A 21884-nucleotide genomic window follows, 5' to 3' on the forward strand; every position below is an offset into this window, starting at 1 on the left:
GTTTCTCGCAGCCCCGTGCCTAGCGGATGTTCGGGTCGAAGGTGAAGATCACCAGCGTGCCCAGCAGGATGGTGAACACCGTGGCGGTGTAGAGCAGGCTCTTCAGCCACAGACGGGTGCTCGCGTGCTCGGAGTAGTCGTTGATGACCGTGCGCAGGCCGTTGGCGCCGTGGAGCATCGCCAGCCACAGCATCAGCAGGTCCCAGACCTGCCAGAACGGCGAGGCCCAGCGGCCCGCCACGAAGGCGAAACCGATCTTGGAGACACCGCCGTCCAGCACGAGCTGGATCAGCAGGTGGCCGATGACCAGGACCACCAGCACCACGCCGGACAGGCGCATGAACAGCCAGGCGGCCATCTCGAAGTTGCCCCGCGTGGACCTCGGGGTCTTCTTGGTGCGCTTGCGCGGGGCCTCGATGAGGGGCGCGGGGTTGTCGACGTTGTACACGGCGCCGCCCTCGACGGGGCCGACACCGGCAGCGGTCTTCTCAGTCGTGGACATGGACGTCAGCTCCCGAACAGTTCACGAGCGGCGTGGCCGAGGACGGGGTAGATCGCCCCGATCATCAGCACGAGCCACAGGCCGACGACGGTCCAGAGCATCTGCTTCTGGTAGCGCGCGCCCTTGATCCAGAAGTCGACGGCGATGACGCGCAGGCCGTTGAGCGCGTGGAAGAGGATGGCGGCGACGAGGCCGTACTCCAGCAGCGCGACGATCGGCGTCTTGTAGGTGGCCACGACCTCGTCGTAGGCCTCGGGGGACACCCGCACGAGTGCGGTGTCCAGCACGTGAACGAACAGGAAGAAGAAAATGAGGACGCCGGTGACTCGGTGAGCCACCCAGGACCACATTCCTTCCCGGCCGCGGTACAGCGTTCCAGCCGGCACGGAAGAACCCTCCGGGAGCGGGACGATAAGGGCCGCGCCGGCTTCGGTGTCGGTCGGGCCCGGCCGGGTACGGTCCACCGGCCCCCAGCATCGTAGCCACGTGGGTCTGCGGTACTCAGCCGGGGGCTGCCGGTGTGATCAACCTGGCACGCGGAGGAGGCGGGCCGGGCGGCTTTCGGGCGCTATGCCCGGCTATCGCCCGCCCGCCGACGTGTTGTGGCTGGTCACGCCCCTGGGGCGGAGCCGTGCGCCGGGCCGCGGTCCCGCGCTCGCGAGGGCTCTGGCCAGCCTGCCCCGGGCGAGGCGGCGGAGCTCCTCCGCGGTCACCGCCCGCTCCTCCTCCGGATCGTTGGCCAAACGTGACCGGATGGCCGCCAGAAGGTGATTCAGGACCTCGTCCCCGGCCAGGCCGTCCAGGCAGATGACGAAGACGTGTCCGAATCTCGCCTCGTAGGCAGCGTTCGCCGCGCTCAGCGCCGTGTGGGCCGCGGAGTAGGCGCCGGCCGGCAGCCTCGGCAGGGGCTCGGCGGCCAGGGCCTGCGCCAGGTCCGCGGCGGCCAGGTCGTACGCCGCCTCGTCGGCCGCGGCCAGGAGGGTGTCCAGGTCGGGGTAGGGGCGGTGGGCGGTGACGCGGTCGGCCCAGGCCCGGCTGTGCAGGCAGGTGAGGAGGACGCGTCGGGCCTCCTCGGCGGGGGCGGCGTTGAAGTGCTCCAGCGGAGTGGACAGCAGAGTGGGTCCTCGGCGGTGGGAGTCGGTGGCGCCCCTGTGGGCGTCGCGTGTGTGTCGGCAGTGGATGATGTGAGAGCTGTGATGGTCACGTTATCGAGTGACACCAGGACGCGTCCGACCGATGTCCGAATTTCACTCGGAAGGGAGAGTTTCAGAACGTGTGGTGGACGGTGGCCGACGGTGACGGGTCGTAGGTTGGCGCAGTGAGTCAGCACAGACGCCGGCCCCCGGCGCGCAAGGTGAAGCAGCGGCGGCTGGTGGTCGCAGCGGTGGCCGCCCTGGCGGTCGCGGCCGGAGCGGGCATCGCCCTCCGGGCGGCCGACGGCGACGGCCCGGCGGGCTCGGTGGCGCAGCCCTCCGGCGGAACGTCCGAGGCCTCGCCCGGCCCCACGCGCAGCTACCCCCTGTCCCGTGCCCCCCGCACGATCCCCGCCGTGCGCTCGCACACCCCGGCGCGCGGGCCGGGCTGGAAGCCGGCGCCCGGGCACCGGGTGGTGGTGGACGACGCCCGTCTGGCCGACGAGGGGCGGCTGATCGCCGGCGAGCTGGGGCTGACCTACGCGGGCGAGCGGGACGACGTGCGGGCCGGGGACGTACGGCTGGCGCTGAACAGGGGCGGGGGCGCGGGCCCGGAGTCGTACACCATGACCGTGCGCGGCGGGCGGGTGGACATCAGCGGGCCCGCCGACGCGGGCGTCTTCTACGGCACGCGCACCCTGAAGCAGGCGGTGCGCGGGGGCGGCGCGGCGCCGGAGGGCGTCGTGCGGGACGAGCCGGCCAAGCCGCGGCGCGGGCTGATGCTGGACATCGCCCGCAAGCACTTCACGGCCGGCTGGATCGAGGACCGGATCCGCGAGCTGGGCGACCTGAAGTTCAACGAGCTGGGGCTGCACTTCTCCGACGACCAGGGGTTCCGCATCGAGTCCGACTCCCACCCGGAGGTCGTGTCCGCGCAGCACCTGACGAAGGCGGAGGTCAGGAAGATCGTCGAGCTGGCCGAGAGCCGGCACATCACGGTCGTGCCCGAGATCGACTCGCCCGGCCACCTCGGCGCGGTGATCGCCGCCCACCCCGACCTGCAGCTGCGCAACGCCGGCGGCGTGGCCACCCGCGGCGCGATCGACATCTCGAAGGACGCCTCCGCCGAGATCGTCGACGACCTGCTGGACGAGTACGCCGGCCTCTTCCCCGGCAGCCAGTGGCACTTGGGCGGCGACGAGTACCAGGCGCTGACCGCGGCGGACCCGGAGGCGTCCTACCCGCAGCTGGCCGCCGCCGCCCGGAAGGCGTACGGCGCCGGCGGGACCGTCGCCGACCTGGCCACCGGCTGGCTCAACGACCGGGCCGACACCGTCCGGGCCCACGGCAGGACGCCGCGGGCCTGGAACGACGGCTTCTTCCGGGACACCTCCGTACGGCCCGCCGGGGACCTCCAGGTCGCCTACTGGACCGGCAAGGAGATCGGCGCCCGGCAGCCGGCGGAGTACCTGAGCGCCGGGCGGAAGGTGCTGAACTACAACGACGAGTACCTGTACTACGTCCTCGGCGAGCCGCAGACCTTCGTCTACCCCACCGGGCGGCGGATCTACGAGGAGTGGACCCCGCGCGTGTTGCGCGGCAGCACGGCCGTGCCCGCGTCCTACGACGACCAGATCCTCGGCGGGTCCTTCGCCGTCTGGTGCGACCTGTCGGGCTCCCAGACCCAGGACCAGGTCGCGGCCGGGATCCGGCTGCCGCTGCGGGCGACGGTCCAGAAGCTGTGGGACCCGCGCGAGCCGGAGCTGTCCTGGACGGAGTTCACGGCCCTGGCGGACCGGCTCGGCTGACGCCCGGCCGCCCGCCCCGGCGCGGATCGCCCGGTTCGGCTGCGGACCGCCGCACCGCTGTGGTGTATTCGGCCCGAGCCGAACCGACGCGCCGGGGGGACGGACATGGGCTACTGGGGGTACTTCGTCGTGGGCCGCTGCGCACGGCCGCTCACGGAGGCGGCGGGACTGCCGGACGCCGAGGGCGTGCGGCTGTACCGGTCGGCGCCGGACGGGTGGCAGGTGTGGGAGTACCCGGGCGGCGACGGCGACGTCGGCAACATGAACGACCTGGCCCGCGCGACCGGGGCGCCCGCGCTCTTCGGGTACGTCATGGGCAGCGACTGCGTGGTGGTGGAGGCGGCGGCGCCCGGGAGCGGGGCGTGGACGACCTGCCTGGCGCGGGCGGCGACGGCCGGGTACCTGGACGCCGGCCGGGAGGGGCTGACGCTGGAGGACTACTTCCTGGAGCCGCGCGACGCCGCCGGGCGGGCCGTCGCCTGGGCCGCCGAGGCCGGGCGCACCGCGGACGCCGGTGAACTGCTCGACGTGCTCACCGCCGACCCCGACCCCCTGGCCGAGGACCTGCTGTTCCGGTTCCTCGACCGGCTGGGCGTCGTCCCCCTGTGACCCGCCCGGGCGCCGGGCCGCCGCTCCGGAGGAACCCCGCCGCTGGAAAAGTCCTGTGACCGTCCTGCGACGGAGGTGGGGCGGTCCTGCGCCGGTTGCGGGCACCGGCCGGATCCGGGTGACGAAACGCGCCACGACCGCGCTCTTCCGGATGTGACGACGACACGGCAGGAGACCAGGCCCCAGGCGGCGGCGAAGCCGGTGCGCTGGGCGGCGGACGCGGTGGCCACGATGCGCGAGGGAGCACGGCTGCGCCTCGACTACTCGGTGCAGAGCCTGTGGCGCGTCGACCGGATGATCGAGAGCATCCGGCGGGAGGGGGCGCCGTACGCCGCCGTCGAGGCGGTGCTGCGCGGACTCGGCGCGTACGCCGGCGAGGTGATCATCCGCCGGACGGGCGCCGAGTGGTGGGCGGCGGGCGGCGACCACTGGGTGCGCACCCCCGACGGTCGTCTGTGGGACCCGATCGACGAGGCCCGCCGCTGCTTCGCCGGCGACGGCTCGCTGCGGCTGCTGTGCCGGGACGCGACGGACGGGGACCGGCCCTGAGGAGCGGGCGGCGGGGCGGCGCGGCCGGTGTGCCCGCGCGGCGCGCCCGCTGGCCCGTCCCCGGCCCGTTCCCGGCGCGTGACGTTCACCGCGCCGCATCCGCTGGTTCAGCGAAGGAGCCGTGCGGGAGGCGTTCCGCGGGCCGGGAGAAGGGGCGGGGCCGGGGATGGGCGAGACGGACGGGCGGGCGCCGGGCGCGCGCGGGATGCGGACGTACGCGACGGGGTTCGTCACCGGGGTCACCGCCCGCCACCGGCTGCCGCTGGACTACTCCGTGGCCAGCCTGCGCGTCGTCGACTTCCTGATCGACGGGCTGCGCAAGGGCGGCGCCGACGGGGAGCGGGCGCAGGCCGTCCTCCTCGGCCTCGGGGCGTACGTCGGCGAGGTGCTGGTGCGCCGCGCGGGGGCGGTCTGGGTGGACCTCGACGCCGACCAGCGGGCCTGCTTCGGCCAGCCGGTCGGCGTGCGGATGCCGGACGGGCGGGTCTGGAACCCGATCGGCAAGGTCCACAACCGCTTCCGGACCGGCGGCCCGGAGGAGTCGTTGCGGACCTTCTACCTGACGCTGCACGGGCGGGCGCGGCGGACCGCGGTGCGGGGGGCGCGCACCGGGTGACGCCGGGCCGCGGCGCGCTCCCGGGCCCGCGGGGCGGCGGGCGACTGTGACATTTCCGTGCGAGCCGACGCTGATGACCTTGGAGGCGTGGCGCGGCCTGCCGTGCCACACGGTGCGGGCTCACCGGGGCTCGCCGGTGACTCGGTACGGACGAGGACGTTTCTTGGGCCACGGAGGGGAACCCCGCCGCGCGCAGGCGTACGACGGGGAATTGGGCGCGGCCGTCGCGCGGGCCCAGGACGGTGACGAGGCCGCGTTCGCGGTCGCCTACCGGATCGTGCAGCCCGGCCTGCTGGGCTATCTGCGCGGGCTGGTGGGCGACGACGCCGAGGACGTGGCGTCCGACGCCTGGCTGGAGATCGCCCGGGACCTCGGGCGGTTCAGGGGCGACGGCGCCGGCTTCCGCGGCTGGACGGCGACCATCGCCCGGCACCGGGCGCTGGACCATCTGCGCCGCCGGAAGGTGCGGCCCCGCCCGGCGGCGCTGGAACAGGACGTCCTGGACATGCCGGGCCCGCACAGCACCCACGACCAGGCGCTGGAGGCCATGTCCACCGAGCGCGCCCTCGAACTGGTCCGCGGGCTGCCGCGCGACCAGGCCGAGGCCGTGCTGCTGCGGGTCGTGGTCGGCCTCGACGGCCCGGCCGCCGCGCGCGTCCTCGGCAAGCGGCCCGGAGCGGTCCGCACGGCCGCGTACCGGGGGCTGAAGCGCCTGGCCAGGCAACTGGGCGCCGAAGGTGTGACGGATGAGGCGCCGAGGACGCTGGGTGAGTCGAAGTGAACGGTGTCGGCCACGGGCCGCGGGGCCGGGCGGACGGACCCACCGGAGCGAGCGGGCCCGGCGGGCCGGACAGGGACGGAAGCGAACATGGGTGAACGGCGAAGCGACGGCGGCTCCGGCGGCCGTCGGCGTGCGCACCCCGGCCACGTCGCCTCCGGCCCCCGCAGCACCGCCGACACCGCCGGACTGGAGGCGCTGCTCGCCGCCGTGATGCGCGCGGACGAGATCGACGCCGAGGCCGAGCAGCGCGCCGTGGCCGCGTTCCGCGCCGCCCGGGCCGCGGGGGCGCACCCGACGCGCACCCGCCGCCGGGACGACTGGCGGCCCCGGGAGCGGTGGCGGGCGGGCCGCCCGCCGCGGGTCACGTTCTCCGTGCTCCTCGCGGGCCTCGCCCTGGGCGGCGTCGCGTTCGCCGCGGTCGGCACGGCGGGTTCCGCCCCGGACGCCGGTGACGACGCGCCCCGCCCCCGCCCCGCGACGAGCGCCCCGCCCCACCGGATCCCGGACCCCGCCGCCACGGCCTCCGACGCCCCCGCCGCCACGGCCTCCGGCACCCCCGCCGCCCCGGCCGCCACGGCCTCCGGCACCTCCTCCGGCGGGCCGGGCCGTCCGGGGACGGCCCGGGAGACCGAGGCGCACTGCCGCGCCTACGAGCGGGTCGGGGGCCGGGGCAGGGCGCTGGACGCGCGTGCCTGGCAGCGGCTCGTCGAGACGGCGGGCGGTGCGGACGAGGTCGCCGCGTACTGCGCCGGGCGGCCGGCGCGGGGGACGGGCGGAACCGGGCCGGGCACCGGTGACGGCACCCCCGGTCCGGACGGCGGTGCGGGCGGGGCCAGCAGCGGTGCGGGCGGGGCCAGCAGCGGTGCGGGCAGCGGCAACGGCAGCGCGAGTACGGGTGCGGGCGGCAGCCGCGGCAACGCGGGTGCGGGCGCGGGCGGCGCGGGCGCCGGTGCGGGCGAGGCCGCCTCCAAGAACCCGTGACCCGGCGGAGCCCGTGCGCGTCCGCCGTCGTCCGGCTCCCCGGCGACGGTGACGCACCGACGGACCCCGCGGTCCTCGCCGCCGAGGCAACGGCCGGGGCCGCCACCCCCCACAGGAGAGGCCCCGGCCGTCGCGCGGTACGGGCCGCGCGGCGGCCCGTACTCCCTACAGCGCCGTGCCCGCCGTTTGTGTCACACCCCCTTGCGTCACGGGTTAGTTGCATCTTCTACAAACATGGACGAGGAACGGTTTGACGACGTAACGTGCCTTTCGCGCCGAACTGCGGAGGGCATCCGTCCCCCGCTGCCACCTGCGGTGACCACCGCAACCACCCGCGGCCGTACGAACGGCCGCGACCATCGGACGAGCAACCACGACGGCGAGAACCCGGTGCGCGAGAGCGGCGCCGGTCAAGGTGCAGAAGGGCGCGCGCGGTGCTGGGGGACGACGCGGAGCTGACGGCCGCGGTGCGTGCGGCACAGGACGGGGACGAGACCGCGTTCCGGACGGTGTACCGCGCGGTGCATCCGCGGCTGCTGGGATACGTGCGGACGCTGGTCGGCGACCCGGACGCGGAGGACGTGACCTCCGAGGCGTGGCTGCAGATCGCCCGTGACCTGGGGCGGTTCAGCGGTGACGCGGACCGGTTCCGCGGCTGGGCCGCCCGGATCGCCCGCAACCGCGCCCTGGACCACATCCGGATGCGGGGACGCCGGCCCGCGATCGGCGGCGACGAGACCGAGCTGACCGGCAAGCCCGCCGAGTCCGACACCGCGGGCGAGGCCATCGAGGCCCTGGCCACCGACAGTACGCTCTCCCTGATCGCCCGGCTGCCGCAGGACCAGGCCGAAGCCGTCGTCCTGCGGGTGGTCGTGGGTCTCGACGCCAAGACCGCCGCCGAGACCCTGGGCAAGCGTCCGGGTGCCGTACGGACGGCGGCGCACCGCGGTCTCAGGCGCCTGGCCGAGCTGCTCGGCGACGATCCGGAATCGGCCGGCGTGCTCGGCGCGCTGCCCGCTCAGCGAGAACCGCGCGGCCGTGCGGTGACGTCCGCCGGTGTGACGCACGCGCGGACGCGGACGCAGAAGGACATGTGATGGCCGACGAGCAGTACAAGTGGCTGGACCGCGAAACGGCGGAGCTCTTACTGCGCGGAGAGTCCCTCGAAGCCGTCGACGCCGCCCATCGCGACGAGGCCGAGCGGCTCGCCGAAGCCCTCGGCGCCCTGTCCGTGACACCCTCGCCGACCAGCGAGGAACTCCCCGGCGAGGCCGCCGCCCTGGCTGCCTTCCGCAAGGCCCGCGCGGAGCGGGACGCCGAGCGCGCCGACCTCGGCCGGCCCGCCGGAGCCCAGCCTTCCGGCGCCGGGCCGGTGCGGGCCGGCGGCCGGGACGGCGTCGGCCGGCGCCCCCGCTGGGGCCGTCCGGTACGCCTGGCGCTGGCCGCCGCCCTGGCCGTCGGCGCGGTCGGCGGGATCGCGGTCGCGGCCGGAACCGGAGTCCTCCCGATGCCGTTCGACGGCGAACCGGAGCCCGCCGCGTCCACCGCGGCCCCCGACCGCCCGTCGGCGTCGCCCTCGCCCTGGGGCACCACCCGGGACGAGACCGGACCCGAGGGCTCGGCGCGCGGGGAAGCCGGGGCGGACGGTGACACGGCCGCGGAGCGCGGCCCGGCCGCCGGGAACGGACGGGAGGTCGTCGCCGCGTGCCGCGACGTCCGCGCCGGCGAGGAACTGACCGCCGCCCGCAAGCGCGCGCTGGAGGGCGCGGCGGGCAGTTCCTCCCGCGTGTGGGCGTACTGCGAGGGCGTCCTGACCGGCAGCGGCGACGGTGCCGGGACCGCCGAGGACACCGGAGCCACCGGCCGGAACGGCCAGGGCGACCGGAACGGCAGGTCCGGCGAATCCGCCGGGACCGACGAGCCGAGCGGGAACGGCGGCAACAGCGGCGGCAACGGGAACGGCAGCGGCAACAGCGGCGGCAACGGGAACGGCAGCGGCAACAGCGACAGGAGCGGCAACGGGAACGCGAACGGCGGGAACGGCAACGGCGGCAACGGGAACGCCGACAACGGGAACGGCGGCAACGGGAACGGCGGCAACGGGAACGCCAACGCCGGCCACGGGAACGGCGCCAACGGGAACGCGAACGGCAACAACGGCGACAACGGCAGCAACGGCGACAACGGCAAGGCCGGCGGAGCGGCCGAAGAGGGCGAGGGCGACGAGAAGGGCAAGGCCGAGGGCAAGGCCAAGGACGGCGGGAGCGGCGGCCGCGCCACCTCCAAGGCGGCGCGCTCGGCCTCCTAGACCTCTCTGACCTGCGGTTTCATCACCCGTTTCGGGAGCGGTGAAAATTTCTTCGCCAAGGGTGTGACACTTTCGCCCGCCGCGGCGCAGTCATGAGTGAGCCGACTGGTCATCGGCCGTCGCACGGAGCCGGGGTTCCCCCCGTACCCGCGGCTCGTGCACCTGGCGCGGGCGGGACACGTTCCCCCGGTCCCGTCCGCGCCCCTCTTTCCTCCCTCACCAGTGGACGACGACCTTGTCGCCCTTCCTCACCTGCGCGTACAGGTCCGCGATCGCCGCCTCGTCCCGTACGTTGACGCAGCCGTGCGAGGCGCCGGCGTAGCCGCGGGCCGCGAAGTCGGAGGAGAAGTGCACGGCCTGGCCGCCGCTGAAGAACATCGCGTACGGCATGGACGCGTCGTACAGCGTCGACCAGTGGTGCCGGGACTTCCAGTACACCTGGAACACGCCCTCCCGGGTCGGTGTGTACCGCGAGCCGAACCGGACCGCCATCGTCGACACGGTCCGCCCGTCGATCATCCAGCGCAGCGTCCGGGTCGACTTGCTGATGCACAGCACCCGGCCGGTCAGGCAGCGGGCGTCCGGCGCGTCGGCGGGCTGTCCGCCCATCAGGTACAGCTCCCAGTGGCCCGGTTCGCGGGTCATGTCCAGCAGCCGCCGCCAGGTGACGGTGTCGGTCCGCCCGGTCGGCGGCAGCCCGCGCTTGCCCTGGAAGCCGCGGACCGCGCGCTCCGTCAGGTCGTCGTACGTCCCGGTCGGCCCGTCGAGGAGCCACTCGACCTGGCGCAGCCGGGCCTGGAGCTCGCGCACGTCCCGGCCGGTGTCACCGCGGGACCACAGCACGGCCGGCGCCGCCCCCGCCGGCGGCGGTGCTTCCGGCCCGCCGCCGGCGGAGGAGGCGGCCGGGGGCGCGGTGGGGACGTCGACGCGCACCGGTGAACGGTGCCCGCCGTCCGCGCCCGTCCCCTGGACGGTGCAGCCGCCCACCGCCGCCAGCGCCAGCAGCGCACCGATCGCCCCGTTCCTGCCCGTCCTGCGCACCACGGCCCCCCGCCGTCTCGTCGCGTCCGCCCGGCCCGTTCCGGCGTCCCCTGGGATGTTCCCCGCGGATGACTTGCCGCGAACGGCACGGCATGGTTGTGACCGGGGCCGCGGCGCGGCTGTGAGCAAGGTCCCAGTCCGCCCCGGTCCACCAGGTGCTCGCCCGCCGCTACAGTCCGTCGAAGGGTCGGCCTGTACTGGCGGGTAACGGGCGAGTATCCGCCGCACAACTGCTCAGCGGGAGGCACACACCATGGCGCGTGAGTCGGAGTCCGGACTGCCCATCGAGCCGGTCTACGGGCCGGAGGACCTGGAGGGCTGGGATCCGGCCGAGAAGCTGGGCGAGCCGGGGGCGTACCCCTTCACCCGCGGCGTGTACCCGACGATGTACACCGGCCGCCCCTGGACGATGCGCCAGTACGCCGGTTTCGGCACGGCCGTGGAGTCCAACGCCCGCTACAAGCAGCTGATCGCCAACGGCACCACGGGCCTGTCGGTCGCCTTCGACCTGCCCACCCAGATGGGCCACGACTCCGACGCCCCGATCGCGCACGGCGAGGTCGGCAAGGTGGGCGTCGCCATCGACTCGATCGACGACATGCGGGTGCTGTTCGACGGCATCCCGCTGGACAAGGTGTCCACGTCGATGACGATCAACGCCCCGGCCGCGCTGCTGCTGCTCCTCTACCAGCTGGTCGCCGAGGAGCAGGGCGTCAGCGCCGACAAGCTCACCGGCACGATCCAGAACGACGTGCTCAAGGAGTACATCGCGCGCGGGACGTACATCTTCCCGCCCAAGCCCTCCCTGCGCCTGATCGCCGACATCTTCCAGTACTGCCGGGCCGAGATCCCGAAGTGGAACACGATCTCGATCTCCGGCTACCACATGGCCGAGGCCGGCGCCTCCCCCGCGCAGGAGATCGCCTTCACCCTCGCCGACGGCATCGAGTACGTCCGCACCGCGGTCGCGGCCGGCATGGACGTCGACGACTTCGCGCCCCGCCTGTCCTTCTTCTTCGTCGCCCGCACCACGATCCTGGAGGAGGTCGCCAAGTTCCGCGCCGCGCGCCGGATCTGGGCGCGGGTGATGAAGGAGGAGTTCGGCGCCGAGAACCCCAAGTCGCTGATGCTGCGCTTCCACACGCAGACCGCCGGGGTGCAGCTGACGGCCCAGCAGCCCGAGGTGAACCTCGTGCGCGTCGCCGTGCAGGCGCTGGCCGCGGTCCTCGGCGGCACCCAGTCGCTGCACACCAACTCCTTCGACGAGGCGATCGCGCTGCCGACCGACAAGAGCGCCCGGCTCGCCCTGCGCACCCAGCAGGTCCTCGCCCACGAGACGGACGTGACGGCGACGGTCGACCCCTTCGCGGGTTCGTACGTCATCGAGAAGATGACCGACGACGTGGAGGCGGCCGCTCTGGAGCTGATGCGGAAGGTGGAGGACCTCGGCGGCGCGGTCGACGCCATCGAGCGCGGCTTCCAGAAGAGCGAGATCGAGCGCAACGCCTACCGCATCGCCCAGGAGACCGACTCCGGCGAACGGGTCGTGGTCGGCGTCAACCGCTTCCAGCTCGACGAGGAGGAGCCCTACGAGCCGCTGCGCGTGGACCCGGCCATCGAGGCCCAGCAGGCGGAACGGCTCGCGAAGCTGCGCGCCGAGCGCGACCAGCGGGCGGTGGACACGGCGCTGGCCGCGCTGAGGAAGGCCGCCGAGGGCGAGGACAACGTCCTGTACCCGATGAAGGAGGCGCTGCGGGCCCGGGCGACGGTGGGCGAGGTGTGCAACGCGCTGCGCGAGGTGTGGGGGACGTACGTGCCGTCGGACGCGTTCTGACCCGGCGGGCCGCCGTGCGACACTCCCTGTCATGTTCGGCGTCATAGACCTCCCCACCTACCTCGCGGGCCTGATCCTCATCGTCCTGCTGCCCGGCCCCAACTCCCTCTACGTGCTGTCCGTCGCCGCCCGTCACGGCGTCCGCGCCGGGTACCGGGGGGCGGCCGGGGTGTGGTGCGGGGACACCGTGCTGATGACCCTGTCGGCGGCCGGGGTCGCCTCGCTGCTGCAGGCCAACGCCGTGCTGTTCGGGATCGTGAAGTACGCCGGCGCCGGGTACCTGACCTGGCTCGCGGTCGGGATGCTGCGGGCCGCGTGGGCGATGTGGCGGACCCGGCGGGAGCGGGTGGCGGAGGGGGCGCCGGCCGTTGCTGCCGGGAGCGACGAGCGGCCGTTCCGGCGGGCGCTGATCATCAGCCTGTGCAACCCGAAGGCGATCCTGTTCTTCGTCGCCTTCTTCGTGCAGTTCGTCGACCCGGGCTATGCGTACCCGGCCCTCTCCTTCGTCGTCCTCGGCGCCTTCGCCCAGCTCTTCAGCTTCCTGTACCTCAGCGCGCTGATCTTCAGCGGCACCAGGCTGGCCGCCGCCTTCCGGCGCCGCAAGCGGCTGTCGGCGACGGCCACCTCGGCGGCGGGCGCGCTGTTCCTCGGGTTCGCCGTGAAGCTGACGCTGGCCGGCGCCTGACGGCTCAGCCCCGGCCGAAGCGGGCCGCGTGGTCCGCGAGGCCGGCCGGGGGAGGCCCACCGCGGTGCCCTCCGGGAAACGGGCGACGGCCTGGAAGTTATCGGTCCCGGCGCGCGGGCGCACCGTGAGGAGTCCCTGGTCGTCCCCGCGCGGCGGGAGGATGTGCCAGTGGGCGCGGTCCAGGCCCGTGATCCGGACGTCCGCCACGAGCGCCGGCGGCGGATCCGAGGGCGGACCGCCGGCCGGCCGCACGTCCCGTGAAGGGTCAGCGCGCCCGGGAGAGCGCCGACCGCAGGCGGGGGGTCAGCGGCTCCTCGACGAACCGGTTCAGCAGCCAGGCCAGCAGCAGCATCGAGGCCACCGTCAGGGCGAAGGTCGGCGCCGACGCCAGGTGCAGACCGCGGTGCAGGGCGTGGATCACCACCCAGCCGAGGTGCTCGTGGACCAGGTAGAACGGGTAGGTCAGCGCGCCCGCCACGGTCAGCCAGCGCCAGTTCGCCCACTGCAGCCAGCCCAGCGCGATCGCCGCCACCGCCGCGAAACCGAGCGTCACCACGAGGACGATCCCGAACGACGAGCGGTAGGAGAAGGCGTCCACGCTCGGCGCGTGCCAGAGTTCCCGGACCGCGTGGTGCTGCCCGATCAGCCAGCTCACCCCCACGATGCCCCACGCGCAGGCGTCCCGCCGGTCGCGGTGGACCAGGTAGAGGCCGATGCCGCCGATGAAGAACGGGGCGTACTCGGGCATCAGGACCAGGTCCAGCAGCGGCTCGTTCGCGGCCTGGGCGATCGCCGCCGCCAGGGTCCAGCCCGCGCAGAACAGGACGACCCGGTGGCGATTGGCCCCGGGCAGGACGACGCACAGCGCGAACAGGGCGTAGAAGCGGATCTCCGCCCACAGCGTCCAGCACACGCCCAGCACCCGGTCCGCGCCCAGGGGCTGCTGCAGCATCGTCAGGTTCACCAGCGCGTCGCTCGGCGACACCGCCTCGTAGGCGACCGCCGGCAGGGCGAACACCGCCGTCACCAGCACGACCGCCACCCAGTAGGCGGGCAGCAGACGGGACGCGCGGGAGGCGAAGAACGACGCCAGCGGGCGGCCCCAGCCGCTCATGCAGATCACGAAACCGCTGATCACGAAGAAGACCTGCACGCCGAGACAGCCGTAGGCGAAGAACTCGTGCAGCGTGGGGAACTGCCGGGCGGGCGAGGTGCCCCAGGCGTCGGTGACCTCGCCGCCCCGCCCGCCGTAGTGGTACGCCGCCACCATCAGCGCGGCGACCAGCCGCAGCCCGTCCAGGGCGCGCAGCCGGCCGCCCGGGCGCTTCGCCGCCCGCGGCGGCGCGGCCGGGGCGTTCCGCTCCCGGACGGACGCGGCCGCGACGGGCTGCGGCCTCGATGTGCTGACGGCCGTTTCGGTCACGCTGCTGCCTTTCGCGGGACGCTGCGGGGTCTGTCGGGCGCGCTCCTGACCGCCTTCACCCAGGCCGGAGGAGAACCGCTACCGGAAGCCTAGGACGGGAGTTCGGGCACGACTGTTCGACAGGGTCACCCTTTGCCGGCCTGTCCCCAAGGATTCACCCGAAGGTTCTCCGCTCGTTCCGTCGGTGCTCAGCGGCGCACCGCCTTCTGGATCGCGCGGGCCCGGCGCACGATCCGGCGCGCGGTGGCGCTGCGCGGGAGGAACGACAGCTGGGCGGGCACCCCGCCGGGCAGTCCCAGCGAGGTGAGACGCCTCTTCTTGAAGTACCGCCGGGTGTGCGCGTTCAGATGCCGCGCCAGGTACCGCTCGGCCTCCGGGCGCAGCTCGGGCAGGATCTTCGGCTGCATCGCGAAGCCGACGGCCCGGACCAGGCCGGCGAGGGCGTCGGTGTCCGCGCTCCGGCTCTGCTCCTCGACGGCGGCGCGGTCGGTCAGCTCGGGCAGCAGCGCGTCGACGATGGTGACGGGGACGCGGTTGCTGTTCTCGTACGGGGTGAGGCGCTCCAGCAATATCTCCGTGCCCACGCGGGCGACCGGCAGGCGGTACAGCACGGACGCGGTGAGCAGGGCGGTGGAGAAGCAGCCGACGACCAGCGCCGGACGCATCCGCTGGTACAGCACCTCGGCCAGGACCGGCGTGTCCAGCACCGTGAGGTCCACGCCGAGCTTCTCGGCCTCCTGCTCCAGGGTGCGGGCGTAGCGGGCCGGGGCGGTCGGGTGCGGCTTGAACACGACGCGGGTGTGGCCCAGGCCGAAGGCGCCCCTCAGCATCCGCACGTGCAGGTCCTCCTCCTCGTCGGGGGAGAGGATGTTGAGCGCGGACAGGTACTGGCCCAGCAGCAGCGCGGGCTCCTCGACCCGGGGCAGCTCGGCCCCGGTGTCGACGAGTTCGGCCAGCACCTTGGTGAACGCGGCGGTCGGCACCACCTCCGGCTCCACGCCGAACTCGGTGAGCAGCAGCGGTTTCAGACCCGGCACCAGTTCGAGGTGGAGCAGCCGTTCGATCCGCGTGCCGACCAGCGGGTCGATCTTGTTGCGGGTGGGTCCGTAGCTCATCAGGCCGTCGGCGTAGACCGTCACGGGCGCGCCGACGAAGATCTGCGCCACGCCGAGCGCCGGATGCACCTGGATCGACTCGACGGCGAGCTCCACGTCGTCGTCACCGAGGTCCCAGGCCAGCCGCAGGTACCGCTCCCACAGGGGGACGTCGTCCGCGCGCGGCGCCCAGCCCCCCGGGTGGAAGGGGAAGATGGTCTCGTTCCACGACACCACGTCGTCGAACCGGTCGCGCAGCCGCTCGAACCCGGGCATGTCGGCGACCGCCGGAGTGGTCTCCGGCGTCGCCGCGTTGTTGGACACGAGCAGGATCCGCCGGTCGGCGGCGTCGAAGCAGCCGGCGTCCAGGGCGGCGGCCAGCGTGGCCGTGCCGTACAGCGTCGAGGCGAGGAAGATCTGCGTGGTCACGCGGCCACCTCCGCGCCCTGGGCGGGGCGGCGGCGCAGCCGGCGCAGACGCGTGGCGCGCTCGGCGTCCATGGAGTCGAGCGCCTGGTCGAGCACGTCCTGCGGCATGCGCCGCAGCGCGGCGGCGCTCATCGACTTCAGTTTCCGGGCCACGGGAGGCTCGAACCTTTCGATGGATCCAAGGTGGTGGGAAATGATCGCGCAGTAGGTGCGCACGGCCTTCGGCAGCAGGGTCGCCGCGTCCGGGTCCGCGGCGGTCTCCTCGACGACCTGGTCGAAGGCGCGGATGAAGTCGAGCTGGCGCACGTCGCCGATCTGGGTGAGCGACGAGGCCACCCCGCGCCGGTAGAACACGCCGAGCAGCCCGGAGACCGCGAAGGACTCCGCCTCCCGGTGCAGCTTCCAGATCCACGGCCGGTCCTCGGCGGTGCGCAGCCCGTCCCGGAAGTGCAGCAGACCGCGGTCGAGCAGCCGGCGGTGGTAGATGCCGGCCCAGGCGTAGGGGTAGTCGACCGAGGTGGAGCGGTGCGTGGGCAGGATCGCGTCGCGCGGGCGCAGGACGACGCCCCGGCGGCCGAGCGGCACCCGGTGCACGGAACGGGCCCGCGCGGTGCACTGGACGTGGTCGACGCGCAGGAAGTCGCAGCCCAGCTCTTCGATCTGGGCGACGAGACGGGCGTAGTAGCCGGGGGCCAGCCAGTCGTCGCCGTCCAGGAAGGTCAGGTACTCGCCGCGCGCCGCGTCGATGCCGGTGTTGCGCGCGGTGGCCAGGCCGCCGTTCTGCTCGTGCCTGACCAGCACCGCGCCGGGCAGCTCGCGCTCCGCGCGCGCGAGGATGTCCGGTGTGCCGTCGGTCGAGCAGTCGTCGACGAGGATGAACTCGAAGTCCTCACGCGCGTTCGCGCGCAGGCTCCGGAGGGTGTCGGGGGCGTATTGCTGCACGTTGTAGAACGGCACGATGACGGAGAGCTTGAGCACGTGAGCGACGTTAGGGGGCGGCCCGGCCTTCGTCTTTACCTGAGGCTTGCGGTCGGGTGAACGGCGCATGGCGATGCCATGAAGCGGGCGCTTTTCCGTGCTCCCGGCGGCCCGATTCGCCATTCGGCGACGTGCTGTTAACCGTTTGTTGCATTCGGGTTGGGCGGTTCCTAGAAATGGCTTCCTAGCGTCTTCGGCGTGCCAGCAAGTGCAGCAAGTACCACGACGACGGGGCCGGCGGAGACGGCGAGGCCCCGGCGGATCGCCGTCCTCGCGGATTCCGACACCCGGTGGAAGTGGGGCGCCCTCACCGCGAACCGCATCGCCCCGGCCGGCCCCGACGGCTCGGACATCCGCCTGGACGGCTACCTCCTGCGGGGCCGCGCCACGCCCACCGCCCGCCAGCTGCGGGAGGTCGGCGTGCAGGCGGACGCCCTGCACGAGGTGACCGCGGTCGAGTTCCTGCGGGCGATGGCCGAGGAGTCCTACGACATCCTGGTCCTCGCCCTGGTCGGCGGCGGGGTGCAGGCGATGCTGCACGGCCTGAAGCGGGTCTGGGAGGACCGGGCCGACCGGCCCGTCGTCGTCACCGGCTACGTCGGCGTCGTCTACGAGAAGCTCGCCGACGGCCTGCTGCTGCGGCACGGCGCCGACCTCGTGCTCGCCAACTCCCGCCAGGACGCGGAGCGTTTCCGCGCCGTGTACGAGGGGGTGGGCGCCGACGCCTCGTCGGTGACCGAGGTGGCGCTGCCGTTCCTGGGCGGGGAGCCCTACACCGGCGAGCACGACCCCTACACGGTCGTCTTCGCCGCCCAGCCCTCGGTGCCGGAGAGCCGCAAGGACCGTACGTACCTGCTGGACCGGCTGATCCGGCACGCCCGCGCGCACCCCGAGCGCGAGGTGCTGCTCAAGCTGCGCTCCAAGCCGGGCGAGCACACCACCCACATCGAGGAGCTGCCCTACCAGAAGCTGGCGCAGAAAGCGGACCTGCCGCCCAACTTCCGCCTGGTGTACGGGCACATGGGCGAGGTCCTCGACCGCACCGACCTGCTGGTGACCGTCAGCTCCACGGCGGCGCTGGAGTCGCTGCACCGCCGTATCCCCACGGTCGTGCTCACCGACCTCGGCGTGCGCGAGGCGCTGGGCAACCACCACTTCGTCGGCTCCGGCTGCCTCGCCTCCTGGGACCAGCTCGACGCCGGCCACCGCCCGGTGCCCGACGAGGAGTGGGTCGCCCGGCAGGGCGTCGCGGCCGGGGGCTCCCCCTCCGGGGGAGGCTCCTACGCGACCGCCTTCGACGCGGCCCGCGAGCGCATCGCCGAGCTGCTCGCCCAGCCCGGCGGGCTGCCGCCGCTCACCCCGTACTACACGCCCGCCACCGCCCCCGGCTATCTGCCCGGCATCCTCGCCCGCCACCACCTCGGCCCGGACGGCACCCCGCTGCCCGGCGCGCCCGCCGCCGACAAGGAGCCCGGACCGGTCCGGCAGATCGTGCGCCGGGCGGCGCGCGGCGCCTACCGGCACGGCGTGCAGCGGGTCGCCCCGGTGATCCGGCGCATGGGGGAGCTGTGAGTCCCGGGACGACACCCGCCGCCGTACGTCAAGGAGTACATCCCATGTCCGACCAGGAAGCGGGCCGGGGCGCCGGAGCGCGCCGCGTGCTCGCGGTGATCCCCGCCCGCGGCGGCTCCAAGGGCGTGCCCGCGAAGAACCTCGCCCCCGTCGGCGGCGTCCCGCTGGTCGCCCGGGCCGTGCGCGAGTGCCGCGCCGCCCGGCTGGTGACCGACGTCGTCGTCTCCACCGACGACCAGGCCATCGCCGCCGCCGCCCGGCAGGCCGGCGCCGAGGTGGTGCTGCGGCCGGCCGCCATCGCCGGCGACACCGCCACCTCCGAGGCCGCCGTGCTGCACGCCATGGACGCGCACGAGGCGCTGCACGGCCGTCCGGTGGACATCGTGCTGCTCGTCCAGTGCACCAGCCCGTTCGTGGTCCGCGAGGACATCGACGGGGTCGCCGCCGCGGTCGCCGAGAACGGCGCCGACACCGCCGTCACCGTCGCGCCCTTCCACGGCTTCCTCTGGCGGGACGCCGACGCCGAGGCGGCCGCCGACGGCGTGGTCACCGCCGCCGATTCCCTGAGCAACGGCGGCGGCTACGGCGTCAACCACGACAAGTCCTTCCGCCCCCGCCGCCAGGACCGCCCGCAGGACCTGCTGGAGACCGGCGCCGCCTACGCCATGGACGCGGCCGGCTTCCGCGAGCACCGGCACCGCTTCTTCGGCCGCACCGAGCTGGTGCGCACCGACCCCGCCCGCGTGCTGGAGATCGACGATCCGCACGATCTCGCCCGAGCCCGGGCGCTGGCGCCGCTGTTCGACGCGGACCGGCCGGGCGCCCTGCCGACCGCCGGCGACATCGACGCGGTCGTACTCGACTTCGACGGCACCCAGACCGACGACAGGGTGCTGATCGACTCCGAAGGACGGGAGTTCGTCTCCGTGCACCGCGGGGACGGCCTCGGCATCGCGGCCCTCAGGCGCAGCGGCCTGAAGATGCTGATCCTGTCCACGGAGCAGAATCCGGTCGTCGCCGCCCGGGCCCGGAAGCTGAGGATTCCGGTGCTGCACGGCATCGACCGGAAGGACCTCGCGCTGAAGCAGTGGTGCGAGGAGCAGGGCATCGCGCCGGAGCGCGTGCTCTACGTCGGCAACGACGTCAATGACCTCCCGTGCTTCGCCCTCGTCGGCTGGCCCGTGGCGGTCGCGAGCGCCCACGACGTCGTGCGCGGCGCCGCACGCGCGGTCACCACCGTCCCCGGTGGCGACGGCGCGATCCGAGAGATCGCCAGCTGGATCCTCGGCCCCTCTCTCGATTCCCTCACCAAGTAAGGACGACTCCTGCCATGAGCACCAACTCCCGCCTCCGCACGCTCGGTTCCCGCGAGGTCGGTCCCGGCCGCCCCGTCTACGTCACCGGTGAGATCGGCATCAACCACAACGGTGAGCTGGAGAACGCCTTCAAGCTGATCGACGTGGCCGCCGAGGCCGGCTGCGACGCGGTCAAGTTCCAGAAGCGCACCCCGGAGATCTGCACCCCGCGCGACCAGTGGGACATCGAGCGCGACACCCCCTGGGGCCGGATGACGTACATCGACTACCGCCACCGCGTGGAGTTCGGCGAGGACGAGTACCGCCGGATCGACGAGTACTGCAAGGAGAAGGGCATCGACTGGTTCGCCTCCCCGTGGGACACCGAGGCCGTCGCCTTCCTGGAGAAGTTCGACGTCCCGGCCCACAAGGTGGCCAGCGCCTCCCTCACCGACGACGAGCTGCTGCGCGCCCTGCGCGCCACCGGCAAGACGATCATCCTGTCCACCGGCATGTCGACGCCGAAGCAGATCCGCCACGCCGTCGAGGTCCTCGGCAGCGACAACATCCTGCTCTGCCACGCCACCTCCACCTACCCGGCGAAGGCCGAGGAGCTCAACCTCCGCGTGATCAACACGCTGGAGAAGGAGTACCCGAACGTCCCGATCGGCTACTCCGGCCACGAGACGGGCCTGCAGACCACGCTCGCCGCCGTCGCCCTCGGCGCCGTCTTCGTCGAGCGCCACATCACCCTCGACCGCGCCATGTGGGGCTCCGACCAGGCCGCCTCGGTCGAGCCGCAGGGCCTGGCGCGCCTGGTCCGCGACATCCGCACCATCGAGGCGTCCCTCGGCGACGGCGTGAAGAAGGTCTACGAGTCCGAGCTCGGCCCGATGAAGAAGCTGCGCCGCGTCCAGGGCGTCGTCGCCGAGGCGGAGATCGCCGCCGCGGCGGGCGAGCCGGTCACCGTCTGAGCCCGCCCCACCCCACCACCACCCCCTTACGACGGGACGGTCGTACGCCGATGAGCCCCCGCGCCGGGTCAGCCGGCCCCCGCACTCTCGCCTTCGTCGAGAGCCCGGTACAGCTTCTGAACGTGCTGGAGTGGGCGCACGCGCACGCGCTCCGCGCGGGGAACCCCCAGGGCGACGCGCCTCCGGGGCCGGGGCTCACCCTCGTGGTGCTGTCCCCGACCGACCCGATGACCCGCGGTCAGCTGCGCCGCATGGCGGAGCTGGCCCGGCAGGAGGGCTACGAGGTCCGCTGGGAGGAGGCGCGGGGCGGCGCGACGGCGCCGTTCCAGACCGTCGGGGGCCTGGCGGGGCCGCTGCGCCGGGCGACCCGGGTGGTGATGGGGGACCCCTTCTCCCGGTACGTCCAGCTGCTGCTGACCATCACCCGGGCCCGCGACCTCGTCGTCGTCGACGACGGCACGGCCACGATGGAGTTCGTCGGGCAGCTCGCCCGCGGCGAGCGGCTGGTGCGCTGGCACCGCAAGGGCGGCCGGCCGGCGCCGCGGGACCTGCTCTTCGCCCCCGTGTCGTCCTCGGCGCGGCGGCGGCTGACGCCGGGCGGGCGGCGGAGCGTGGAGGTCTTCTCCTCCATGCCGATGCAGGAGACGCCGCGGGGCGTGACGGTGACCGCGAACGACTTCGCCTGGACCCGGGCCCGCTTCGGCCCGCCGCACATCACCAAGGGCGCCGACCTGGTCGGCACGTCCCTGGTGGAGACCGGGGTGGTGGACGGCGAACGCTACCTGGCGGCCGTCCGCGCCCTGGCCGCGGCCCACGGCGCGACCCGTTACTTCGCGCACCGCCGCGAGAGCGCCGAGAAGCTCCACCGGCTCGCGGTGGAGACCGGCCTGGAGGTCGTCCGCCCCGACCTCCCCCTGGAGCTGATCGCCCGCCGCGGCCCGATCGGCCGCACGGTGCTGAGCTTCCCGTCCACCGTCGTCCACACCCTGCCGCTGGCCCTGGCCGGCACGGGGGTGAAGGTGGCGGTCTGCGACATCGACCCCACCTGGCTGACGGACACCGCCTCCCCCCGGGCCCAGGGCTTCCTGTCGGGCGTGACGGGGACGGCCCGGGACGTGCACCGGCTGTCGACGGTGAGCGCGGTCTAGCCGTTCCCCCCGGGAGGGAACGGCCGGACCGGCGAGCCGGGCCCCGGAGCGCCGGCCGGAAGCCCCGCACCGGACCGCCCGGACTTCCCCGCCGCATGACGTCCGTCACGTGAACGGGTCGGCGT

At 74.0% G+C, this 21884-nt stretch carries 21 protein-coding genes; 14 read left to right on the plus strand and 7 right to left on the minus strand.

Annotation, left to right across the window (positions count from 1 at the left end; genetic code table 11):
- Positions 1-19 precede the first annotated feature (19 nt).
- The 3 genes from ACIBAI_RS04910 to ACIBAI_RS04920 form a co-directional block, all read right to left on the minus strand.
- A complete protein-coding gene (locus tag ACIBAI_RS04910; protein ID WP_344602604.1) occupies positions 20-502 on the minus strand; it encodes a succinate dehydrogenase hydrophobic membrane anchor subunit in 483 nt (160 codons plus the stop codon).
- A 5-nt stretch (positions 503-507) separates the two neighbouring features.
- Positions 508-888 carry a succinate dehydrogenase, cytochrome b556 subunit gene (gene sdhC / locus ACIBAI_RS04915; protein WP_399031005.1) on the minus strand — a complete coding sequence of 127 codons (381 nt, stop codon included), beginning with the start codon at positions 886-888 and terminating at the stop codon, positions 508-510.
- Between the two features lie 192 nt (positions 889-1080).
- Positions 1081-1617 carry a 2-oxo-4-hydroxy-4-carboxy-5-ureidoimidazoline decarboxylase gene (locus tag ACIBAI_RS04920; RefSeq protein ID WP_399031375.1) on the minus strand — a complete coding sequence of 179 codons (537 nt, stop codon included), beginning with the start codon at positions 1615-1617 and terminating at the stop codon, positions 1081-1083.
- Positions 1618-1820: 203 nt separating this feature from the next.
- On the opposite strand from ACIBAI_RS04920, the gene ACIBAI_RS04925 reads away from it, so the two are divergent.
- The 8 genes from ACIBAI_RS04925 (at position 1821) to ACIBAI_RS04960 (ending at position 9287) form a co-directional block, all read left to right on the plus strand.
- Entirely contained in the window at positions 1821-3443 is a 1623-nt protein-coding gene (locus tag ACIBAI_RS04925) for a glycoside hydrolase family 20 protein (RefSeq protein WP_399031006.1), read from the plus strand.
- Positions 3444-3548: 105 nt separating this feature from the next.
- Positions 3549-4052: a hypothetical protein gene (locus ACIBAI_RS04930; RefSeq protein WP_399031008.1), complete on the plus strand. Its 504-nt coding sequence runs from the start codon at positions 3549-3551 to the stop codon at positions 4050-4052.
- 153 nt (positions 4053-4205) lie between these two features.
- The gene (locus ACIBAI_RS04935; protein ID WP_399031009.1) at positions 4206-4601 is read left to right on the plus strand and encodes a hypothetical protein; all 396 of its coding nucleotides are present in this window, start codon (positions 4206-4208) and stop codon (positions 4599-4601) included.
- 166 nt (positions 4602-4767) lie between these two features.
- Positions 4768-5217: a hypothetical protein gene (locus ACIBAI_RS04940; protein ID WP_399031011.1), complete on the plus strand. Its 450-nt coding sequence runs from the start codon at positions 4768-4770 to the stop codon at positions 5215-5217.
- A gap of 163 nt (positions 5218-5380) precedes the next feature.
- Positions 5381-5998 carry an RNA polymerase sigma factor gene (locus ACIBAI_RS04945; RefSeq protein WP_399031013.1) on the plus strand — a complete coding sequence of 206 codons (618 nt, stop codon included), beginning with the start codon at positions 5381-5383 and terminating at the stop codon, positions 5996-5998.
- An 87-nt stretch (positions 5999-6085) separates the two neighbouring features.
- Positions 6086-6979, plus strand: a complete 894-nt coding sequence (locus ACIBAI_RS04950; RefSeq protein WP_399031014.1) for a hypothetical protein — start codon at positions 6086-6088, stop codon at positions 6977-6979.
- A 434-nt stretch (positions 6980-7413) separates the two neighbouring features.
- Positions 7414-8076 carry an RNA polymerase sigma factor gene (locus tag ACIBAI_RS04955; protein WP_344602589.1) on the plus strand — a complete coding sequence of 221 codons (663 nt, stop codon included), beginning with the start codon at positions 7414-7416 and terminating at the stop codon, positions 8074-8076.
- Positions 8076-9287 (plus strand): hypothetical protein, encoded by a 1212-nt coding sequence (locus ACIBAI_RS04960; RefSeq protein WP_399031015.1) that lies wholly within the window; start codon positions 8076-8078, stop codon positions 9285-9287. Before ACIBAI_RS04955 ends, ACIBAI_RS04960 begins: the two co-directional genes overlap by 1 nt.
- A 216-nt stretch (positions 9288-9503) precedes the next feature.
- On the opposite strand, the gene ACIBAI_RS04965 is transcribed toward ACIBAI_RS04960, so the two are convergent.
- The gene (locus tag ACIBAI_RS04965; protein WP_399031377.1) at positions 9504-10328 is read right to left on the minus strand and encodes a L,D-transpeptidase family protein; all 825 of its coding nucleotides are present in this window, start codon (positions 10326-10328) and stop codon (positions 9504-9506) included.
- A gap of 253 nt (positions 10329-10581) precedes the next feature.
- Between ACIBAI_RS04965 and ACIBAI_RS04970 the strand changes: the two genes are divergently transcribed.
- Together ACIBAI_RS04970 and leuE are read left to right on the plus strand one after the other, a co-directional pair.
- Positions 10582-12162: a methylmalonyl-CoA mutase gene (locus ACIBAI_RS04970; RefSeq protein ID WP_399031016.1), complete on the plus strand. Its 1581-nt coding sequence runs from the start codon at positions 10582-10584 to the stop codon at positions 12160-12162.
- 31 nt (positions 12163-12193) lie between these two features.
- Complete coding sequence (gene leuE / locus ACIBAI_RS04975) at positions 12194-12847, plus strand: leucine efflux protein LeuE (RefSeq protein ID WP_399031018.1); 654 nt, start codon at positions 12194-12196, stop codon at positions 12845-12847.
- Between the two features lie 265 nt (positions 12848-13112).
- Here the strand turns inward: leuE and ACIBAI_RS04980 are convergent, their stop codons facing one another.
- The 3 genes from ACIBAI_RS04980 to ACIBAI_RS04990 all read right to left on the minus strand — a co-directional run bounded on the left by ACIBAI_RS04980 (position 13113) and on the right by ACIBAI_RS04990 (position 16770).
- A complete protein-coding gene (locus tag ACIBAI_RS04980; protein ID WP_399031019.1) occupies positions 13113-14270 on the minus strand; it encodes an acyltransferase family protein in 1158 nt (385 codons plus the stop codon).
- 188 nt (positions 14271-14458) lie between these two features.
- Positions 14459-15793 (minus strand): polysialyltransferase family glycosyltransferase, encoded by a 1335-nt coding sequence (locus ACIBAI_RS04985; RefSeq protein ID WP_399031021.1) that lies wholly within the window; start codon positions 15791-15793, stop codon positions 14459-14461.
- The gene (locus tag ACIBAI_RS04990; protein ID WP_399031023.1) at positions 15790-16770 is read right to left on the minus strand and encodes a glycosyltransferase family 2 protein; all 981 of its coding nucleotides are present in this window, start codon (positions 16768-16770) and stop codon (positions 15790-15792) included. The genes ACIBAI_RS04985 and ACIBAI_RS04990 overlap by 4 nt, the downstream gene beginning before the upstream one ends.
- Positions 16771-17031: 261 nt before the next feature.
- On the opposite strand from ACIBAI_RS04990, the gene ACIBAI_RS04995 reads away from it, so the two are divergent.
- The 4 genes from ACIBAI_RS04995 to ACIBAI_RS05010 are packed head-to-tail and all read left to right on the plus strand — an operon-like array spanning position 17032 to position 21759.
- A complete protein-coding gene (locus ACIBAI_RS04995) occupies positions 17032-18342 on the plus strand; it encodes a DUF6716 putative glycosyltransferase (protein ID WP_399031378.1) in 1311 nt (436 codons plus the stop codon).
- Positions 18343-18386: 44 nt separating this feature from the next.
- Positions 18387-19658, plus strand: coding sequence for a cytidylyltransferase domain-containing protein (locus ACIBAI_RS05000; protein ID WP_399031025.1), 1272 nt, complete (start codon positions 18387-18389; stop codon positions 19656-19658).
- 14 nt (positions 19659-19672) lie between these two features.
- Positions 19673-20611, plus strand: a complete 939-nt coding sequence (locus ACIBAI_RS05005; RefSeq protein ID WP_344602569.1) for an N-acetylneuraminate synthase family protein — start codon at positions 19673-19675, stop codon at positions 20609-20611.
- 50 nt (positions 20612-20661) lie between these two features.
- Positions 20662-21759, plus strand: coding sequence for a hypothetical protein (locus ACIBAI_RS05010; RefSeq protein WP_399031028.1), 1098 nt, complete (start codon positions 20662-20664; stop codon positions 21757-21759).
- Positions 21760-21884: the final 125 nt, after the last annotated feature.

The sequence above is a fragment of the Streptomyces sp. NPDC051041 genome (genome assembly GCF_044456065.1).
Classification (GTDB): Bacteria; Actinomycetota; Actinomycetes; order Streptomycetales; family Streptomycetaceae; genus Streptomyces; species Streptomyces glaucus.